The following is a 20768-nucleotide window of genomic DNA, read 5'->3' as shown; positions in this document are numbered from 1 at the left end:
GTATTGTTTTGACCGAATCGCATTGGGAAGCACGCCTAATAAGCCCTTTCCGTGGACTAAGTCTAGCCGTTAAGTCACTAGCCACAGGCGTATATTTCTTAGCAACAGCCATTTTCTCTCAAAAAGTATTTTCCAATGGTTGGAAAGGTATAAAAGCAATTGGATATTCACCTGTATGGTTATTAACCGGTATTGTTGGCCTTGCCTTTATCAATTGTGCAAAAAGCACCGGAATTATGATTAGAGATGGAAATCAAAGTAATATGAACCACATATGTTTAGCTTCACTTGTGAACGAGGCTAATAGTAGAGAAAATCATATACGAGGATCAGCAGTTGCAACTTTAAAGTATAGATTTACCGCCGTGCTACCCCAAATACTCTAGAAATTTTAGGAGATGATAAATACGGCATTAGCCGTATTTATCATCTGTATAAATTAAATGAGAAAGGTGCGTTTTGCTGTCTTAAAAAGGCCTAAATTTGCAGATTCGATAAGGGCTGGTTAGGTATACTATCATTATTAAGATAGATTTATAAGTTTATTATTAATATTTTGTTCGTAAAAAGGAAATTATTATGGGTATGTTTGTTCACACTATAGTTGATAGAATCGATAATATCCTACAACACGATTCTTCCGTTCCCGGCGCTGATATTTATTATAATGTGAAAGCACGCACTGCAAGTGCGGTATTGGGTATCGTAGGGACTGCCGGTTCTATTGTGGTTAGACTTCCCAAAGCTTTAGAGAATTGTGTGACCTTTTTGGTAAAGAGGGATATTTCCTATCTCGGATATGCAGTAGGAAACCTTACCACTGCAGCTACATTGGATATTCTATCAGGAGTGTTATCAACACTTAATAATGTTTTAGCGCCTGAGACTCAGCCCTTAAGCAAAATTATTGAAGGAGTCAGTGTAATTAAGTATAAATATTCTGAAGAAAATTATGTGCGAGTTACGTCCCCCTGGCAGGCTAGGATCATCAGCCCATTCAGAGGGTTAAGTCTTGCTATTAAAGCCTTGGTAAAAGGGATATTAAATTTATCTTCAGCCATTTTCAGTAAAGATATTCAATCAACCGCCTCTAGAGGTATTAAAGGGATTTTTTGGCTTACTCCTAAGCTTCTCATAACAGGCCTTGTAGGTACTGTCTTTACTTCTGTTGGAAAACAAAACGGTATACTGATTTCAAACGAGGAAAAATTTTGTATACAGAATGGTAATGAACGTGAGACCTACAACATCGACGAAACAGTGCATAGGTCAAACTCGTTATATAGTTATAGGGAAGGTTCATATGCTATATTTATGGGATTTAAACTTCGCTGCCCGAAAACATCATAAAAGTCCTTCGAAGTCAAATGATGACTTACCTAACAGCTACTGAATACATAAAGGCCTCGTTTTAAACGAGGCTTTTTTTTGCTTCAATTAACCAATAAGTCTTCAGGAATCATGGAGATCGAGGCATATTTACCGCCCATCTCTCTCAGCAATGACTGCCATAGTTTATCCGCGGGTGTATAGAAAACATGCTTGGCTGTGGCAGGGAAAAGGAACCAATGCCCGTCGAGGAACTCTCTTTCTAGCTGCCCCGCAGACCAACCTGCATATCCAAAACAGAGATTGATACGTGGGCCGGCCGGATCTGAAATAGACTCTTGCAGAAACTGCAGGTCTCCGCCCAGATGAACATCTTCACAGATTTTAAGTGTTTGATGGGGAATTTTATCACTTGTATGGAGCAGCATCATCTGATTTGTTTGCACTGGTCCGCCTGCTCTGATTCCCACATGCGGATTATTGAGGGCGTTGACATTCAAGATTTCTTCAGGCAGCTCTAATGCAAGGGACTTATTCAATAGTAAGCCAAAGGACCCGTTAGGGTTGTGCTCACAAATAATGATGACGCCTCTAAAGAATATCCCGGATTCAATATCGGGTGTGGCGATTAGGAACGTCCCACGTTGAATCTGTGCATAGGGCATACTCTCCATAGTCAAATCCTTACTAGGTTGTCGTATCTGCTTTTTCAGGTCGGATTGATTATTTTCATTCTTATCAACAGGTGGCTTCATGGACATTCAGAATAAATAATCTCCGTTCGAGGCAACTGATACTCAACAAGTTGCGTATTGTACATCTTAAGAGCTTCTTCCATTGAAGTGACACGTCGAAGAAGCTCTGCATATACTCTGGTGAAGTCATTATCCTCAATAAGGAGGCCGCAGGGATATAGACATTCATTCTTATCTAATACCATATTTACGCGCTCAAGGGAAGTTGTAATGTTGTCAATTTCATCATTGAAGAAGTTGCGGAATTCCTGGGGAGTGCAAAGTTTAGCTAAAAGGTTCATGCGGCGGGCACGTAGACGTTGCCAGTTTTTATCAGAATGGAACAGCAGGCCATAATGGTTGATATCGTCAAAAATCACTTCGCCTTTATTTAATAGTGAAATGAGATGAAGATAGATTTCATCGCTGGCAAGGATTCTACCTAAAGCGCCTTCGCCTTCATTCAGCCTGTAGGTTATGTTATTTGCATTAGCTGCTGTAGAGGAAAGTTCGGAAATTGTATAAGTGACCCTAGGCATCGAATTGGAAAAGTCTTGGGCGATGTTGGATACATTAGTTACGATGCCCCTTAGCTCTTCCGGATGATCGATAGCCTCTGTGATGTTTTTTGTATGATCCGTAGTTTCGGCAAAATCACCTAAAGCGACTTCTACCGTATCCCAAGTCCCTAGCAGGCGATCGGAAAAGGCGTGAACATTCTCTACAGTTTCAGAAAGGTTATCCGGTTGGTTAACAGCGATGGAGATATCGCGTACGTTATCTGTTGTCTCTTCCAGATTGGAAATGACGCGTTCGATATTAATCCAGGAGCCGTCTAGCTTTTCTGAGAAGTGATGAATATTGGCAACGGTATTAGAAAGTTCCTTCGGTTTATTGAGGGCTTCCGAAATGTCGGCAATGTTGCTGGCTATTTTGGCAATGTTGCGGAAGGTATGTTCGTGCTGAAGGTCATCCATTATCCTGTTGATATTGTCTAAAGCGACATCCAGCTTGTCGGCAACTTCTTTGAATTCTTTAAAGGTTTGCTCTACAGATCCTGACTCATTAGCATAGATGACTTCAGCATCGATCTGTTTAATTTTCTCACCGGGTTTTGGGGGGAAGGGGTTGATTGAAACAGATTTTTCCCCTAGCAGTCCGGAAGTTCTCAAGGAAACTTCATCTGTATTAAAGATATTTACTGAGGAATCCACCTTTAATTCTAACTCATAAAGATAGACTTTTCCGTCGCGTGTATAGCGGTGAGTTTTCTCGCCGGGTATCTCACGGATGTCGACAACTTCACCTACAGGTTTACCGCCGTAAGTGACGCGTGTTCCTTCCGAAACTTTATCGATATCGGGAAAACGGACAATCAGAGTTTTTTTCTCGTCTCCTACAGTAGGATGGATGAACATAAGCAGGAAAGTTACGATAGATGTTGCAGCCAATACAAAGATGGCGATCATCACGTTTTTATACTGGTCACCCATGATTCGTTTCCTCATGCTTAGAATGCTTAATATTATCAAAAGAGATCATAGCATTACTAAAAAATTCTTTTAATACAGGATCGTCAATTTTTATAAATTCTTCTTTAGTAGCCACATGTTCGATTATGCCATTCTGGTGGAAGGCTAGACGGTCGCCTACTTCAAAAGCCGATTTGATGTCATGTGTCACGACGATGATAGTAGCGTTTAACTCTTCTTTTGTCTTGTTGATAAGCTCGTTAATTTGCATGGCTGTGATAGGATCAAGGCCTGTCGTGGGCTCATCAAAAAGGATTAAACTGGGACGGTAAACAATTACACGGGCGAGTGCGGCGCGTTTGCGCATCCCGCCAGAGAGGTCGGAAGGCATTTTATCTTCGGTTCCGGCCAGGCCTACGACTTCAAGGGCATGCGTTATCCTGTCTCTGTTTTCGCCCGGCGGCATATCGGGGAAGTGTTGTTTTAGATAGAAGCCAACATTGTCGCCGATGTTCATAGAGTCGAAGAGGGCAGCACTTTGGAAGAGCATTCCCATATGGCGCATGACTTCGAAGTTGGATTGGAGGTTGATGGATGTCACACGGATGCCGTTAACCTCGACATAGCCTTCATCCGGCTTTTCAATCCCGATGATCTGCCGTAAAAGAACGCTTTTGCCGACGCCGGAGCGTCCCAAAATAATGACGGTTTCGCCATCAAGGACTTGAAGGTTGAGACCTTTAAGGACTTGCAGCTTTCCGTAGCGTTTCCATAAATTGTTTACGACGATCATTATTAAAACCAGTAGTCTAAAAATTTGTTGATGAACTCGTGCGAGTTGTTCAAGCCAATAGTGATTAAAAAATTGGATATTAGGATAACGGAATAACAGATGACCACACTATTGGTGGTGGAACGTCCAACGCCTGCAGCTCCTCCTGTGGTTGTCATCCCTCGGTAGCAAGAGATAGTGATAATGACAATACCAAAGATGAAGGCTTTGATGATCCCGCTGGCAAAATCGAAAGTGGTGATATGGAGCGGCAGGGGATCTAAAAAGGAGTTGGCGGACATATTGTAGTATTCTACTGCGATGATAAAGCCCCCTGCAATCCCCATCACACAACTAAAAACAGTAAGTAGGGGGAGAACGATTGTACCTGCAATAAAGCGGGGAGCAACAAGATATTGTAGGGGGTTGACAGCCATACTGCGCATCGCATCGATCTGCTCTGTGACGCGCATAGTGCCCAACTCGGCGCACATCGCTGCGCCGACGCGGCCCGTGACCATAAAGGCAGTGAGGACGGGGCCCAGTTCTACCATCATGGCTTTGGTGACCATCAGGCCGGTTGCGCTGGCAAGCCCCTTGTCGGAAAGTTGGAAAAAGCTTTGCGCAGCTAAGACCATACCGGTGGAAAAACCTGTAATGGCAACGACGGGGAGGGAAAGTACACCGATTTCATACATCTGATCGCGAATGAGCCTCCAGTGGGGAGGATGTCTGAATGCAAGCCAGATGACCTGCATAGTCATAGCTACGTAAGCGCCGAGAGCTTCAAGTGAACGGAGGATCCAGGGCAGCATTATAAATATTCAGAGTGGTTCATAATATTTCACAATATCCTGACTTTGTCATTAAAACTCAAGAAGGTACAAATATTAATTCACATTAATTTATGCGTATAAAAGTTCTAAAAGTCTTTACGCCACTTCAGAAGTAGCTGGGTTTCAGCATTATCAGTAATCTGCGCCCGTGCGCGGACGTGGTTAATGACACGCGCATCTACGGCGATGCTGTTTCCATCATCCGTAATACTTTTATTTAGAGAGACATAGACACCTTTGCAGATATACTTGCCCACTTGGACAGAAACTTTATCGCCGGCGCTGGTAATTTCGCGGTTAATGTCAATACGGTCAAGGCGTAATCTATTTCTAACATTCGTAAGAAGATCAGGACTATCGCCGCCGACCTTATTTAAGTTGGAGATGGACCTTGAAAGCTGGTTTCCTTGATAAGGTGTAATCTCCGAAGGGCCTTTGCCGAAAAGCAAGTAGGATACGATCTCGCGCTGTGCCATCGCCGGATTGGAACGGAAAGCCAGGGTAGGATTCTTTAAAGGTCCGCGCAGTAGGGCCTCGATCAGCGTATCGTCAATTTCAAGCGACCCAATGACATATAGAGTTGTTTTAGTATCCCAGGGACCCGCAAAACTTATGGTGCCTTCCCGTAATTCAAAGATACGGCCCTTAAAGTCATAGGTTCCGTCGATGATTTTAACTTCACCCTGGACGTTGGGACTAGAGAGCGGTCCGCTAATATGTGCTTGTCCCTTCCAGGTTGATTCCAACCCGCGGCCTCTAATGCGTAGCTTATTATTTGTTTTGAAATCGAGATCTAAAGTGATGGGATACTCTGCTTTGGGAGCCGGTTTCTCATAAGTTGTACGTTTCTGCTTTTCTTCGGGGATATTGACGAAAGTGACATCTACGGTATCTGCACCTTCAGGAATTTCTTCAGGTATATAGAAAACAGAGGAGACCCCTAAGATTTCTCCACTGACGACGGCAGATTCCTTATCGCCCTTAAATAGAATATTTCCATTGAAGGCTGAGCGTACAAAGTCTTTTTGCAGGAGGAACATTTTCTCTAGCTTGCAGTTCAGTTCAAAAGGAAAACCTTGTTTTGGATCTATTGTTAGTCGTCCTTTACCATTCAAAGCCCCGTCTTTACCGTCTGAAGCGTAGAGTTCTTCAATGGTGATAGAGCTATCTTCAGCACGAGCCTTGATTGTGATGTCCTTAAGGAATGTGCCTGTCTCAAGATTTTCGTAAGATCCCTTTTCTAAAGCTATAATTCCACTTATGATGGGTTTTGTAGAGGTTCCTTTAACATTCAGTGTTAAATTTAGGTAGCCGGTGACAGCATTGACGTGCGGAATGAAAATATCTAGAATGGGGCCGAGAGCGCCGGAGGCTTTCAAGGCAATTTCCAAAGTAGAATTTTCTGAAAGACTGGCTTCAAAAGGATAGAACGATAAGTTGACAGGAAGGTCAGCATACAAAGTGACAGGCTCGATGCCGGGACAAAGCATTTCCCCCTTGAAATGCGCTTTGCCTGAAGTGATATTAGCTGCAAATTTAGCTTTACAATAGGGGGCGTTACCGAAGAATTTATCTTCAAAATGGAGATTGTCTACATCAATCTGCATGGTGCCTTGCGGAGCGCTGAGAGGACCCGATAAATGTCCTTTGAGGTTGACTACACCGGTGAAAGGGAACGGAGTCGAAAAAATAGGCAGCATAGCCGGTAGAGAATTTCCTTGAATATCGAAATCAAAGTTTTCTAGGTTTCCCTTGGCCTGAAGCTGTAAAAGACCATCGCCTAGTTTAACCTTTAAAAGGGAGGAGTCAAAATGGTCTTCGAGCCAATGAGCAGTCCAGGGATTGGAAAGAGTGATGGGAACCTTCTCGTAGAGGGCTTCCATTTTATTAATAGATAGGGTGTAACGGCCCGAATCCAAGGCGACAGAGCCTTCCATGAAATTATTGTTTTCAAATTGCAGCTGGAAAGGAAAGCCGGTGACAGGAAACTCGATTTGCGACCGAGCTGTCCAAAGGGGGAGTTTGTTGCCATCGATCTTAAGGTCAGACCCATTGACAAGGATCTCGCCTTTTAAGCTTTTAAGAGGTCCTTCCAGATTAATTTGAGCTTTCAATTTTCCGAATTGAGTAGCGCCCTTGGTTTTATCGGCAAAGCTTGTGGTGGCCTTTATCTTTGTAGACAGTTGCTCGTCCAAGTGGATGGTATAGGCTGCTTCGGCCATTAGGTTGTCTTTTGATATGACGGTAGAAGCTTTTCCTTGTCCTTTAAGAATATTATTGGCCAGCTGTCCATCTGCCTCAATCAGGATAGGCTCTTTATCTTGTTCAGAAATATATTTTGCTGTGAGCTTGAGGAGGGGGGATAGTAATTCGCCGCTCAACTCTAATTGGGCATTCAATGAATGATCGCGCAATCCACCTTTTAGATCGCCGGAGAGTTGATGAGTAGTCATATCATAGCCGATGCTGCCTTTGGCTATTAATAAGTCGCCTTTAATGTCTACTCCTTGAAGTCGAACAAGGTCGTCATTATATTGGAAATGAGTGAATAGTTGCCCGCTATCTTGAGGAAGCTGATACTGTATAGTAGTATTCCCTTTGAATTCGGGGACTATACCTTTTTCGATAAGGGTTAAAATATTCGGTGAATTGAATGAGCACTCGCCTTTAGATTGGATCTTCATCAAACGTAAATCTTCAGAGAACAGGCGGAGCACTCCATTTTCAGGATGGATCAAATCCCATTTGCAAGTCATATGATGTTTTGCCGAGGATTTAAGGGAAGTAAGCAAAGTCGTGGCATAGCCTGCATCTTTATTGGAGGCTGTCAATTTCAGGTGGGCTTTTTCAAAGTCGTCCTGCCAGTTTAAATGGCCTTTGAAATTCCAAGATATATTGGACGGGTTTTCGATAGGACGAGAAAGTAATTTTGAAAGTAAGTCTGTAGGAACATTAAGGAAATGGGTAGTAAGTTCCTTGCTATTTCCCTTCTCATTCAATGCTGCGTATAGTGTACTTTCGTCCACCTTTAGTTTGATGGGAGAAGCAGTTAACAAGCCCTCGGCATACTTTGCTTCAAATATTTGTGTCAGCGTAGTTTTATAGTCTTGTATAGTGCCGTTGAATTCTTTTAGAAAAAGAGACTGCTTCTTCTTATTAGCTTGCCAATGACCTGAAGCTTGAATATTCCAATGTAAATCCTTGTCCGGGTTAGCTAAAGTAAGCTTAAAAGGCCATTCCTGTTTTTGATTGTGAAAGGTATCGATTTGCAAGTCGCCAAGGGGTTGGTTTTTCCAAGTCATTTCGTCCGCAGATAACTGCACCGATCCTTGGGCTTTTCCAAATAGATCGTCCAAAGAGCCTTGAAGATTAAGTTCTTTAATGAATAAATCTTCGTGCTTCAGGTTTTCCGTATTTAGGCGAATTTGGACGTTTTGTTCCTGGCCCTTTTCCGTGAGATGTATGCTTCCGTTTAATTGCCCTGAGACAGGCATGAAAAAATCAAGGGGTAGATCTTGTACGGTTAAATCTCCCTGCACCATTATTGGAGATATTGTTGCAACCAGTTTACCGTCAATCTTAGTGCCGTCCCAGTCGACGTAGACTTTGGGCAGTTGCAGCTTATCGTTATATTCTAGATCAATTTCTGCTGTAGAGCGAATTAGGGGAGCTGAAAGTTGAATTTTACCTTTTAGGTTGGATAGCTTCCCTGCCGCATGCGAAAAAAGGTCGATTTCACCCCATTGCGGAGTGAAAATATTTCCGGTAAGGGTTCCCTGCAACGTCTGTTTACCTGGATCGAAGATGAAATCGCCTGTTTGACCGCCTTGCAGTGAACCGGTAAATTGATTTTTTAAGTCGGCACGCCAGATGTCTTCTTTATTTACATTGATCCGCGTTAGCGACTGCCAATCGCCCTCAAGTTCCCCTTCACATGCTAGATCAGCCTTGCATTGTGTAGGCAGCAGCAAGCCATCAGACAGCTTCCCTTTAAGCAGTACCTTTAAGGCTAAGGCGTCCATATGTTCAATTTCCAGCCAATGTAAGAGAACGCCCCCATTTTTTTCGTCGAAAAGAATGGAAACGGAATAGTCTTCCTCTTGATAGTTGAGCGACACCGCCACAGTTGCCATAGCTAATAAGTTTGTGGAATCGCGATTCTTAATCTTGAACATGGATGTCCAAGATTTGTTTTGCATATCACAGTCCACGCTGCCGTGAATAACGAGCTTTTTTAGATCCTCTGCAAAACTAGGGACATTTTCTCCACGGATTGTAAGCCCATCAAGATAGATGTCGGAGATTTCAATGGGGCAGACGAAAATTCCTGCCGGGGAGATGAGTGGTGTTGTATTTAGCGGAGCTGTAGCTGTGGCTCCCTTAGGCAGATCAATAGTTACATTATGTAAGTATAATTTGCGCAGTGCGATGCTTCCATGCAGTAATTCGCGTACTGACGGCCTAAGCTTAACTTTTTCTACCGTGACTGCTGCTCCATCTGTCCTTTCGATATGGATATCTTCACATTGCAGCGTCAAAGGCGGCTGCCAACTGATTTTTCCGATGGAGACTTTTAAGCCTGTTTTTTCAACAAAAGCCGCTTCAAGTTTGCCTTTGACATAACCTTTCATCGGCGTTCCAGTCCATGCAAGGTAGAGGACGGCGGAGAGAAAAGCCATAATAATAAGGAACTTGATCAATCTTCTCATCAGAACCTAATTTTTAAAAAGTTTGTCCTAAGCTCAAGTACACTTCCAAAGCCCTATCCAAATGTTTTCTTCGGTCCAAGGGGAAAGCTATATCCAATCTAAGAGGGCCTACGGGAGTGTGGTAACGTGCCCCGGCACCTACCGCCTGCAGTTGTTTATTATTCCAGCGGGGATAAACGCTGTTATAAACATTTCCTATATCATAAAAGAGGACCATACCCCAATCTTCGGTAATACGGCGGCGCATTTCAAAGTTAAAGATCATCATAGACCTACCCCCGAGAGGGTCATCTTTTTTATGAGTATGTTTACTGCGCCCTAAGGGACTGACTGTCAAATAGCGGTATCCGCGCAGTGTCTCTTCCGAGCCTGCATAAAATCTTTCGGAAGGGGGAATTACACGGCTGCTTGATCCTATAATAGTGCCGAATGTCATCTTTGTAGCGAAAATCATATTTCCGCATTCAGACATAGGCAGGTAAGAACTTAGGGTTAGAAGATTGATGCAGTAAGCAAAAGGCCGATCAAAAATCTCAAATGAGGGGATGACTTTTAAATTAACTGTATACCCGTAGGAAGGATCTACGGGGTCATCTACATCTACCCATTTTAAGCTCATCGGTAGTTTAAAGAGGTTGAAAGCACCGTTGTTATCCGAACGCCAGTTGACAAGATTTTTAAACATCAATCCGTAGGTAGTGCGAAGATAGGGATTGAATTGCCTTTCTACGGAGACGGAGGCACTATGAAATGTTTCGGTATAACCTTTGGTGACCTCATGGTGTGCCTGTATCAGCCAGATCAAGTCCTGGTTTCTCAGCCTCCAGTCAGGGACTAGATAAAAATACGTTCCGTCGTAGAGGTTGTTCCAGATAGCTCCTGTCAGTTTGAAGCGTTCCCCTTGATGCCTCTCGTTTCTGTTCTCGTATTCACCGAGGATACCGAAGCTGCGCATCGTCGAATAACCGACACCATAGCCTAAGCTGCGGTGTTTGGATTCTACCACATCGATTTCAATCGGCAGAGAATCTTCCTCTTCAATACTTTCCGCATGGCGTATGTTGATCGTACTGAATAATGAGGAGGCTTCCATGGACCTTACTGTTTCTTCAACTTTGCAAGGGTCGAAGAATTCTCCTTCCCTCCAGGCAATTTTTTTTAAGAAATAGTCTTTACAAACGTTTTTAGAGCCTATAATTGAAAGCGGACCGAACCTAGACTTCGGCCCTGTTTCGACGGTGATTGTTACCGCGACAGTTTGTCCGCCCACATCAGCGATCACTTCACGGTCTTTGATGGTGCATAAGGGATAACCCATCGCTGAAAATTGAGTTAAGAGCAGATCTTCCGCATGCAAGATTGTCTTTGGATAAGCAGGAGTATTAAGCACAATTTCCAGAGCTTTCAAGTCGATGCAGGAGCAGACAGGGGAGTTTTCATCCTTGGTCACAATGTCAAAGGCGGAGAAAATAAATTGCTCGCCCAGTTGTACTTCAAAGATGACTTGAGCAGGAGAGGTCTCCAGCTGGATGTTTAATTCTATAGAGGAGTCATAATAAGCCATACTCTGCAGGATCTTAGTGAAACGGGGAATATCTGCCTCAGCGCGTCTCATCAAGGCTGCTGCTGTGGATGGGGGGTTCTTATCCAGAGAAACTAATTGTGAGGCAGAACGAAGGAGCTGCAGGGTAGATGGATCCTCCACACCGGTGAAAAGCACTTCGTATGTTTCGAGCGAGCACAACGTCATATGTGAAAATATGCATATCGTCATGAATAAGATGAAAATTTTTAGTCTTAAAATGGGCATTTCTTCCTTGTGCCGCGAAAAATATCTCAAGTGTTGTATTTTGAACGCTTTACTTTTTTCTCGCACCCCTTTTATGCTTTGCGTATATCCAAACCGTTTCTTGGGTATAACTTGACATTTGGCCAAAACCTAAAGTATGGTCTTCTTCTCGTAATTGGTAGGAAATTTATGAAATTTGTAATCTCGACACAAGAGCTCAATTATGTATTGAGCAAAATTCAAAACGTCGTCGCTTCTAAAAACACCATCCCTATCTTAGGGAATGTCCTGATAGAAGCTTATAATGACGAAATTATCATGACGGCGACTGACTTAACCGTCGGGGTGCGCTGTGTCATTGAAGCAAAAATCCTCCAAGAGGGAGCAACTACTCTTCCAGCGAAAAGGCTGGCTCAACTCGTACGAGAATTAACTGTACCAAACTTAGAATTCAGTACCAATGCTAATGATGCAACCGAAATTATCGCAGGCGCTTCCCGCTTTAAGCTCAATGGCATGAATAAAGATGAATTCCCCTCACTGCCTGATATGGAAGGTTCAGTCCAATTCATTATGAAGCAAGCTGATCTAAAAGATATGCTCTACAGAACTGCTTTTGCTGTTTCACGCGAAGATAACCGTTTTGTTTTGACCGGTGTCTACTTGAAAATTGAGAATGGGGTCGCAATATTTATCGGAACAGATGGGAAGAGACTTTCTAAAGTACAAAAAGCGATTAGCATCGATCCCGAATTTAAAGGCGGATATATTCTGCCTCTAAAAGCTGTGGATGAAGTGTTAAAGACACTTACTGATGAAGGCGACGCGAAGGTTTTCCTAATGCCGGATAAAGTCGCCATCGAAGCTTCCGGTACGACCATAGTTACAAAGCTTCTTGCCGGAGACTATCCGGATGTAAATAGAGTTATACCAGTTTCCCCAGGCACTGTGGTTTCCCTTCATCGCGATGAGCTTATGGCTCTGCTACGTCAGATCTCACTCTTTACTATTGATACAAACCATTCAGTTAAATTTACTTTTATTCCCGGAGAACTGACTCTAGCTGCCAATACCTCTGATATTGGCGAAGGCCGAGTAAGAATGCCTGTAGACTATCACGGCGAAAAGCTGGAAATAGCATTCAACCCTAACTACTACTTAGATATTCTGCGCCATTGTAAAAAAGAGCGCGTTCTTCTAGGTGTAGACGATCCTTTTAATCCCGGCGTCATTACAGACCAAGAAGAGGCTCCCTTACTGACAAACTCGCCTGTGCCTTTATTTATCCTGATGCCTATGAGGTTGTCAGAAGAATAGAAATGGAAGTTAGTAAATTAACCCTTTTTAATGTAAGGGTTTATGAGCGCAAAAGCTTTGAATTCTCAGAGAAAGTCAATCTGATTTCAGGAGCTAACGCCCAGGGAAAGACAACTATACTAGAAGCTCTATTCGTTTGTGCTGTCGGAAGATCCTTCCGTACAGCACAAAACTCAGAACTAGTCCGACGAGAAAGTCCGGGCTTTGCCATAGAAATCCAGTATCAAAAATGCAGTGTTGAACAGGAAATCAAAGTTTGTGGTTCCCCCGCAGAACGCTATGTTGTATTGAATGGAACAAGGCAAAATATTAGTGCGCTTCAAGGGGGATTGACGGCTGTCGCTTCTACCCCGGATGATATTCATCTTGTAAAGGGGTCTCCCTCTTTCCGAAGAGATTATTTAGATCTCCAACTAATGCAAACAGATCCATTGTATAGCCACCATTTCAAAAGGTATAATAAGGCTTTAAAACAAAGAAATAGTTTGCTGCGGCTGCGCTCCAACGATACTTTGGACAATTGGGAATATGAACTTGCTCATTCTGCAGCCTATATCATCGAGAAACGTCTCGCCCTTTTAGAAGCGCTTTCACCCTTATGCAGTGCAATTTATGGCCACCTCGTCAACTCAGCCAATAGTTTAACTTTTAAATATAAACCGGGTATATCTTTGCCTGCTGCTGCAAAAACGGATTTGCGTGAGCATCTGCGCGCTTTATGGCATACGCAAAGACATAGGGATATGTTTGCTGAAACAACTCTTTCCGGGCCTCATAAAGATGACTTTACCATTAATCTGGCCGAGATGGATCTCCGAAACTTCGGCAGCCAAGGAGAGCAGCGGACAGCTGCCCTGACGTTAAAGTTGGCGGAATGGGAACAGATTAAACATAGTCATGATGGGGAGAAGCCCCTTCTATTGTTGGATGACATAGGATATGGTTTAGATGCGCAGCGCCAGCAAAGGCTGGTGGTGTGGCTCCAAGGGGCAGGTCAAGTCTTTCTTACGACGACGCATCCTGACGCACTTTTGCAGAGCGAAGGGGTGAGGCACTTTCAAACGTCTTTAGGATGAACGTTTTCCCGGCAAGAAGTTGTCTGTAGAGGCGTTGGTGTGGCATTTTTTTGAACGCAAAGGCGCAAAGAACGCAGAGAAGCTCCGCCCCGCATTAGCTTGTCACTAAGACGATTGTTTCATGCCGATCTCACATCGCCGCGGGCCCGCGGCGCCGACGTTGACATGCTCGCTGACGCGATCACGTCAAACATTAACACCACACTGTAAATATTCAGTATTTTGCAGGATAAACCCAAATGGAAACAGCTCATTTTGGTCATGCGGGGGACCGCAGCGATGTGAGATCGGCATGAAAGAATCGTACTAGTGACAAGCTAATGCTGGGCGAAGCTTCTCTGAGCACAGGCTATCAGCCTTAATACCCCAGCGTCATGCGTCCGTGGGGCGTCACAATAAAGCAAGGGGCTTTACCACTCTTTCCAACATTTACAACACCTGCTTTCCATAAGAATTCGAAGATGATAGTCTCTACCAGCTTCTTCTCCTTTTCAGAGTATTCAGGTAAGGCATAACGCCATTTTTTACCTTTCTTATGAAGTGTAATCGGCACTTGCGCTCCGATAATTCCATGAAAGTTTTTCATGAAATCGCTGAATTTTATCCATCCTGCATGAACCACTGTCTTTAAGGAATTGCAGATCTCACGGAATTCCCTTTCTACACAGCCACCGATCTTTTCAGGGCAAACGCGGGTATAACTTAGCAACATCTGATAGACCATATTTGCCTGTTCTTGCTTAGTTTTACGCAGCCAAGCTTTAATCGTGTCGTTGGACTGGAGTAAATAAAGGTCCTGAAGAGCTTCTAGTAAGGTATTATATTCTGGGAAAAGCTTTTCAAGTTTTTTCGGGGCAACTTTGTCTTGGATATTTTCTATGAGTTTTGTCAGGTCTTCGACGAAAAGAAAATCGTTGGTGTCTGCGGGTTCAACAGCATCTTGCGGCAAGGTAATAGCTTGGTTAATTTTCAAGCCGTTTAGGTATGTTTTCCATTCATGCATCAAGGTTACGTAACCTTTCCACTGATCACCTACAGGTTTAAAGCAAAGGCAGCCGCAGAGGTTATATTCGAATTCGAGCATGAATTTTTCAAATTGTTCACGATCTAAGTTAAAACGTTCCATAAATGTTTCAACCGGAAGGCAAAAGTTTTCTGTATTCAGAACTTCTTTGTATGCTTTATAGATGAGAGGAGTATCAGCCTTTAACTCTTCAATATGTTTGCGGTAAGTTCTAGGTGTAGAAAAATGTTTTTCTACAATGGATTCAAAAATGTTATCACTGGTGCGAGAAATTGCGTACCATTGGGGTAGTAGATGTATGGGAACTTTATTCAGCAGTGCTTGAAGGTGGGCGAGGTCTGGTTCGAAATCGGGATCAAATTTCTCTAATTCGAATGAGAAGTATTTCCTCATTTCTTTATTGATGGAGAGTTTATCTCCTTGGATTTTGAGTAGGTCTTGGTCTTGTAATTGCTTTAGAAGGTTTATTAGGTGTTCTTGTGAGATGTCAACGGTTTGTAAAAGATGCTTTATAGTTGTTTGTAAAGAACCATTTAATATTTCTTCAACAATAAACCGTTGAACTTCATCAAACTGGGATAATAATAATCTTATATTAAGGTCTCTTTCGAAATTATATTGGGAAAGAACAACAAGGTGTTTGCGTGGAGTAATAGTCACAATATAACCTTTTAATTTTAATGATAGCTTCCTCTCACGCGAAGGCGGTAATAATCACAGACGGTATTCTTGAGAAGAATGATGTTATGACAAGAATATGGTAATTCCACTTCCTATTTGTGGCAAGAACCATTATACAAATGAGGAAAAAAGAGTGTAAAAATGAAGCCTTCAACCGAAGAACTGCTTAAAGCATTTAAAGTAATTATTGATGCCCAAAAGAAAGCCCACGAGATGCGGTCAGAAAATATAGAAGATGCCTTTGACAGCTATGTTCATTCACAGATACTTCTTCTGCAGAAAGAATTTCCTGATACTCTACAAGCCCTGCTCAAAGGATATACTCTTTTTACCGAGGTTAGGTGAACGGGCTACAAGCCAAATAGCAATATCATGATCCTTAGCGCTAATTTTATCAGCCCAAGCTTGCGCTGAATCTAAATTAGTGAAAGTTAAGGCGACTTTGGAGAGTGCATCAGCAAGAAAACAGCTGTTAGCCACTACGCTTGCGCTGGCAATACCATGCTCTGTAACTCGCATAGGCTTGCATTCGAGGGGATTGTAAATATTGTTATATCTGACGTTGTCTACAGTCCAAAGAGGAAGCAGCTCGCCGGTTGTAGCGATGGACTTATTGGAAAGTGAGATAAAGGCTACAGGTTTTCCTAAATCCGAATCGTTATCTTGTGTCAGCGTGACATTCCAAGGTCTGCCTGAAGGATGATGTCCTTTAGTTCGCACTTCTCCTCCCCACTCAACAAAAATATTTGAGTAGCCTTCTTTGGTAATATTTTCGGCTAGCAAGTCTACAGTCAAACCCCTTGTTATTCCTTCAAGCGTGATCACCGTTGCAGTGTTGTCTTTATAATAGAACCCATTATCGATATGAACGTGGTGCCATCCTGTTGCTTGCTTTGTAGATGTCAGGAGTTCGGGAGACGGTTCTTGCCCATTGATGAGATAGGGTTTCCATAAACGCTCCACTGTTTCCACTGTTGGGTCAAACATTCCTCCTGTAAGTTCTACAATCGAGCCGATTTTTACCAGGACTTTCTCTAGCTGGGGGCTAAGTTGGATTCTTTGATAAGCTGGAATAGTATTGAGGATGGATAGTTCTGATAGGGGATTCCATTTGTTATAGATCTCGTCTACTTCAGCAAATGTGCGGGAAATGACTCTGTTGATATGTGTATATTGAGTTTCTCGCGCGGGCATATCAATCAGTATACGATAGGGGATGGTCATGGCTAAGCCGGTGAAAACTTGCGGGCCTTTAGGTTTTGGATTCTCGCTGCTGCAGCTATAAAAAAGGGTAATGCATAGAAGGCCTAAAAAAAATAGGGCTAGAGCTTGCTTCATTCAATTTCTCGCTTTAAATAGGCTTTGAAAGTATTACTCAAAAGCATTGCTATGGTCATCGGTCCAACACCGCCCGGCACTGGAGTGATCCAACTGCATTTATCTTTGACAGCATGGAAATCGACATCTCCTACCACACGACGTTTTTTCCCTTCTTCAGCTTCACCCGCGGCATTCATGCCTACGTCGATAACAACTGCGCCTTCTTTAACCATCGAAGGCCCAATCATTAAGGGTTGTCCTATGGCGGCAATTAATATATCTGCCTGGGCGCAGACTTTTTCAAGGTGTGGGGTCTTGCTATGAGCTACAGTCACAGTCGCATTTCCATTTTCGTTAGGTTGCATTAAAAGGATGGCTAAAGGTTTGCCCACGATATTGCTTCTTCCAATAATGGTCACGTTTTTTCCTTCAGTAGCAATATTATATCTTTTTAAAAGTTCGCGTACTCCGAGGGGAGTACAGGGAACGAGGGCGTCTTCGTCGCCAAGAAATAGCTTGCCGCGGTTGATGGGATTAAAGCCATCCACATCTTTAGAGGGGGCTATCGTCTCCATAATCAGATTTGGATCTATATGGCGGGGAAGAGGAAATTGGACTAGGATACCGTCTACATCGGGATTGTTATTCAGAGCTTTGATTTTTTGGAGTAATTCTTCTTGAGTGATATCATCGGGAAGGCGATGTATTTGGGATGAGATGCCGACTTCGGCGCAAGCACGTGTTTTATTTGTGACGTAAATCACTGAAGGTGTGAAGCTTCCGACAAGGATAACATCCAGCCGCGGAATGCGTCCTCTGAGCTGTGAAATAGCTGTACGCAGCTCTTTCTGGATTTCCAATGCAGTCGCCTTACCGTCAATTAGTTGCATTTATACCTTCATTCGTACATATATGTATGGTAGTGGGTGTATATAAGTTTTTTGGCAAGTTTTCCAAGAGGTAGATTTTGATTATCCGTTTCGTTATTGGAATTTTAGATAGGTTATTTGCCGTAGCGGGTGTTATTATATTCACTCAAATACCCGTTTTCTATCAACAATATGTTCAACGTCTTTCCGGACATCTTTCAGAGTTAGAGCTGCAAGTCTCTGTCCTTAGGAAGACTGCCTCACGTTCGGGGAAAACTCTTGAAGCATATATTACGAAGTTTATACGCGATCCTGATGCAGACTTCAACGCTCAGGGGCAATTTATGGATAATATGGTCAATAGGCTTGTTGATTTGAAACAATCCTTTACGGCTATGGTTGAAGCCCCTATATGGTCGCATCCGTTATACCTGTTTCGTTATGCAGATTCAGATATAGCATGGACGACATTTGGTTCATTTGAACCAGGACTGTCTTTTTCAATTGAAAGCTTAGGATATGCTTTTGTAGGCCTCATTTTTGGTTTAGGCGTTTTCAAGCTAATTCGCTGGGCATTCCTAAGTATATTACGCTTTGGAAGAAATAAGTATGGAACAGTTAAAACTGCTCAAAGCTAAGTTGCCTATGCGACAATATCTATCCACTATCTTAAGCTGGCTGCTTAACAGCGGTTTATTTTACTTAGGATGGGTTCTGACGATAAAGTTCATTCTTCAAGATAAGTATTGGCAAGGTCCGGTCATTAACCTTGCCATTATACTATTGCATATCGCACGCGTTCCAAACAGGATGTTTGAAACCGTATTAATTCTCAGTTTAGCAATGCTAGGTTCTGTTGTGGACACTGCCTTAGCATACTTCAATATCATTCAATACGAAGGTCAGTATTTATGCTGCACCTGGTTTGCACCGGCATGGATTACATCCTTGTGGGCTCTCTTTGCTACTTCGATCAATCACTCATTAGTATGGGTCGGGAAGACAGTATGGATGTCTATTTTGGTGGGATCAATAGGAGGCACAGTATCCTATTTAACTGCTATTAAAGTAGGCGCTGCATATTTTTTAGTCCCGGAATGGCAGGGAATAATGATCTTAGCGATTGTTTGGGCAATAGCAATGCCGTTATGCTTTGTCATAAATGACTTGTTGAAAAAATGGTTTAACGTCAAAGAAATCCCTGTCTGAATTTATGTAAATGAACAGGGCGATAATTCTATTTTGCGAAGTGAAACGTTCTCTAGTCGAGGACCCTTAACTTGGATGAAACGATCTTTTAAAACATTGTGTAAGGTGCCCTCGACAAGTCGAGGGCTATGAAGGTGAAAAAAACGCTTCACTTCTATACTAGGACAGGTTTGTTCTCAGTAAGGCTTGCTGTGATAATAGACTCGACATCTTTTACCGTTGTCGGAACAAAGTCGGAAGCAAAGGGTGTTGTCCGTTTTAAATCGGATGTCCACAATTCATAATGGCTTTGAGAGGCTTCGAAATAGCGTCTTCCGGGAAGACTATCTATTCCAGGAAGCTTCATGAATGTATATTTAGTGTATACAGTCTCATACTGCGCCATTTTCCCCAAAAAGCCGAGTTCTTTCAGCAGGCCTTCCTGTTTATCATTTTTATCACTCAATTCTGTTTCCCATACCTCTTTACTCTCCTTTTCCCACTCTTCAATTTTTTTGACGAATTCATCGCGCCGGGAGGCCATCGCAGCTCTATAAAATTCTTGTGAAGGAGAGAGATTTAATTTGCTCAGTAGAGTTTCTTTTTTCTTTTTGAAGTAGTCGATCAATCCTTTTTGCAAAGAAGCTAATTCGTCGAAAGACTTATGTGCCAATTTGCCTTTGGTAGAATCTTCTTTATCTGAGAATCCTATTAATATCATCTCCTTGTACGAATCTTTAGCTCTAGACCAATCGATAACCTCACCTTTTTCATACCTATCCGTAATAACCCTTCTTCGTTCATCTCTAGCTTCTTTTGCTAGTGCCCTGACTTCAGTATTTAGTTTACCGGCCATATCGAGGGCTTTAGTAAGGCGTGTAGATTCTGTCGGTGAGAATTCAATGTCCGCAATAGCGATAGCCTTTGCAAATGCTGCTCTGGAGTTATCGGAAACTACCACCCAATTATTCAAGGCGTGCTTATAGACTTCAGTGTGGAAGGATAAAGTTGAAAGCCAATCATGGTAGTTTTGCAGGGCCGTATTGGAGAAAACCCAGTTCATCCTTCCCATATTCCCATTAACCATTTCGCATAGAATACGTCTTTGCATTTCGTTCAGAGGATGTAAAGACTGAAGGGTTTTGCAGTGTTCCGTCTCCAGTTTTATACGTTCAAAATTGCTCTTATATTGCTCATGAAGAGTGTTAGTGTATTGAATTAGCAAATCCAATTTTTTCTCTGTTGCGGTTACGTCGCAAGGGACGTTTCTATTTTTGTTTAACAAATTTATATTGTTGCGTACCACTGCAAAGGTGGATTCTTTTTCCTCAGCCATATGTGGACGCACATTAGTTACGGCAGGTAGATTTGTGACTATGCCAATAAGGGTTTGCAGTTTAGAAACAATTTCCTCCTCAGCGACGAAGGAACGATTTGATAAAGTTGTGGTAAGCTCTTCAATAAGTTTTGAGATGTTAGGCAGGGAAAAGCCTTGAGGAAGAGAACCACTATTATTGGTGCTACTACTGCTAGAGGTACTGCTGCTACTGCTATTAGATAAGGCACTATTTGTACCAAGAGTAAAGGGATTAGTAGAGCTTAAACTTTCTGTACTTGAGGATGTGGTAGAGGACGGTGTTGCCATATTAGCT

General features: G+C 42.7%; 17 protein-coding genes. 7 read left to right on the top strand and 10 right to left on the bottom strand.

Going from position 1 to position 20768, the window contains the following annotated elements:
* Together WC222_09425 and WC222_09420 are read left to right on the top strand one after the other, a co-directional pair.
* A partial coding sequence (locus tag WC222_09425) for a hypothetical protein (GenBank protein MFA6916605.1) occupies nt 1-386 on the top strand: 386 nt, incomplete at its 5' end.
* 193 nt (nt 387-579) lie between these two features.
* Nucleotides 580-1350, top strand: a complete 771-nt coding sequence (locus WC222_09420; protein MFA6916604.1) for a hypothetical protein — start codon at nt 580-582, stop codon at nt 1348-1350.
* A gap of 83 nt (nt 1351-1433) precedes the next feature.
* Here the strand turns inward: WC222_09420 and WC222_09415 are convergent, their stop codons facing one another.
* The 6 genes from WC222_09415 to WC222_09390 form a co-directional block, all read right to left on the bottom strand.
* Complete coding sequence (locus WC222_09415; protein ID MFA6916603.1) at nt 1434-2084, bottom strand: YqgE/AlgH family protein; 651 nt, start codon at nt 2082-2084, stop codon at nt 1434-1436.
* Nucleotides 2081-3556 (bottom strand): MlaD family protein, encoded by a 1476-nt coding sequence (locus tag WC222_09410; GenBank protein ID MFA6916602.1) that lies wholly within the window; start codon nt 3554-3556, stop codon nt 2081-2083. The genes WC222_09415 and WC222_09410 overlap by 4 nt, the downstream gene beginning before the upstream one ends.
* Nucleotides 3549-4328 (bottom strand): ATP-binding cassette domain-containing protein, encoded by a 780-nt coding sequence (locus WC222_09405; protein MFA6916601.1) that lies wholly within the window; start codon nt 4326-4328, stop codon nt 3549-3551. Before WC222_09405 ends, WC222_09410 begins: the two co-directional genes overlap by 8 nt.
* A 2-nt stretch (nt 4329-4330) precedes the next feature.
* Complete coding sequence (locus tag WC222_09400; GenBank protein MFA6916600.1) at nt 4331-5122, bottom strand: ABC transporter permease; 792 nt, start codon at nt 5120-5122, stop codon at nt 4331-4333.
* A gap of 107 nt (nt 5123-5229) precedes the next feature.
* Nucleotides 5230-9852 (bottom strand): translocation/assembly module TamB domain-containing protein, encoded by a 4623-nt coding sequence (locus WC222_09395; GenBank protein MFA6916599.1) that lies wholly within the window; start codon nt 9850-9852, stop codon nt 5230-5232.
* A 13-nt stretch (nt 9853-9865) separates the two neighbouring features.
* A complete protein-coding gene (locus tag WC222_09390) occupies nt 9866-11662 on the bottom strand; it encodes a BamA/TamA family outer membrane protein (protein MFA6916598.1) in 1797 nt (598 codons plus the stop codon).
* Between the two features lie 168 nt (nt 11663-11830).
* Between WC222_09390 and dnaN the strand changes: the two genes are divergently transcribed.
* Both dnaN and WC222_09380 read left to right on the top strand, forming a co-directional pair.
* Nucleotides 11831-12958, top strand: coding sequence for a DNA polymerase III subunit beta (gene dnaN, locus WC222_09385; protein ID MFA6916597.1), 1128 nt, complete (start codon nt 11831-11833; stop codon nt 12956-12958).
* Between the two features lie 2 nt (nt 12959-12960).
* Entirely contained in the window at nt 12961-14034 is a 1074-nt protein-coding gene (locus tag WC222_09380; protein MFA6916596.1) for a DNA replication/repair protein RecF, read from the top strand.
* 358 nt (nt 14035-14392) lie between these two features.
* Here WC222_09380 and WC222_09375 read toward each other — a convergent pair whose 3' ends face one another.
* The gene (locus tag WC222_09375; GenBank protein MFA6916595.1) at nt 14393-15718 is read right to left on the bottom strand and encodes a hypothetical protein; all 1326 of its coding nucleotides are present in this window, start codon (nt 15716-15718) and stop codon (nt 14393-14395) included.
* A gap of 162 nt (nt 15719-15880) precedes the next feature.
* On the opposite strand from WC222_09375, the gene WC222_09370 reads away from it, so the two are divergent.
* Nucleotides 15881-16084 carry a hypothetical protein gene (locus WC222_09370; protein ID MFA6916594.1) on the top strand — a complete coding sequence of 68 codons (204 nt, stop codon included), beginning with the start codon at nt 15881-15883 and terminating at the stop codon, nt 16082-16084.
* Here the strand turns inward: WC222_09370 and WC222_09365 are convergent.
* On the bottom strand, nt 16037-17077 hold the full coding sequence (locus WC222_09365; protein ID MFA6916593.1) for an FAD:protein FMN transferase: 1041 nt from the start codon (nt 17075-17077) through the stop codon (nt 16037-16039). The genes WC222_09370 and WC222_09365 overlap by 48 nt on opposite strands.
* On the bottom strand, nt 17074-17949 hold the full coding sequence (locus WC222_09360) for a bifunctional 5,10-methylenetetrahydrofolate dehydrogenase/5,10-methenyltetrahydrofolate cyclohydrolase (protein MFA6916592.1): 876 nt from the start codon (nt 17947-17949) through the stop codon (nt 17074-17076). Before WC222_09360 ends, WC222_09365 begins: the two co-directional genes overlap by 4 nt.
* Nucleotides 17950-18026: 77 nt before the next feature.
* Here WC222_09360 and WC222_09355 point away from each other — a divergent pair, with 77 nt between their 5' ends.
* Nucleotides 18027-18566, top strand: a complete 540-nt coding sequence (locus WC222_09355) for a DUF2937 family protein (GenBank protein MFA6916591.1) — start codon at nt 18027-18029, stop codon at nt 18564-18566.
* The gene (locus tag WC222_09350; protein ID MFA6916590.1) at nt 18538-19137 is read left to right on the top strand and encodes a DUF2878 domain-containing protein; all 600 of its coding nucleotides are present in this window, start codon (nt 18538-18540) and stop codon (nt 19135-19137) included. The genes WC222_09355 and WC222_09350 overlap by 29 nt, the downstream gene beginning before the upstream one ends.
* Nucleotides 19138-19291: 154 nt before the next feature.
* Here the strand turns inward: WC222_09350 and WC222_09345 are convergent, their stop codons facing one another.
* Entirely contained in the window at nt 19292-20761 is a 1470-nt protein-coding gene (locus WC222_09345) for a hypothetical protein (protein MFA6916589.1), read from the bottom strand.
* Nucleotides 20762-20768: the final 7 nt, after the last annotated feature.

The sequence above is a fragment of the Parachlamydiales bacterium genome, assembly GCA_041671045.1.
Taxonomy (GTDB): domain Bacteria; phylum Chlamydiota; class Chlamydiia; order Chlamydiales; family JABDDJ01; genus JABDDJ01.
This window is presented reverse-complemented; position numbering and strand designations above follow the sequence as displayed.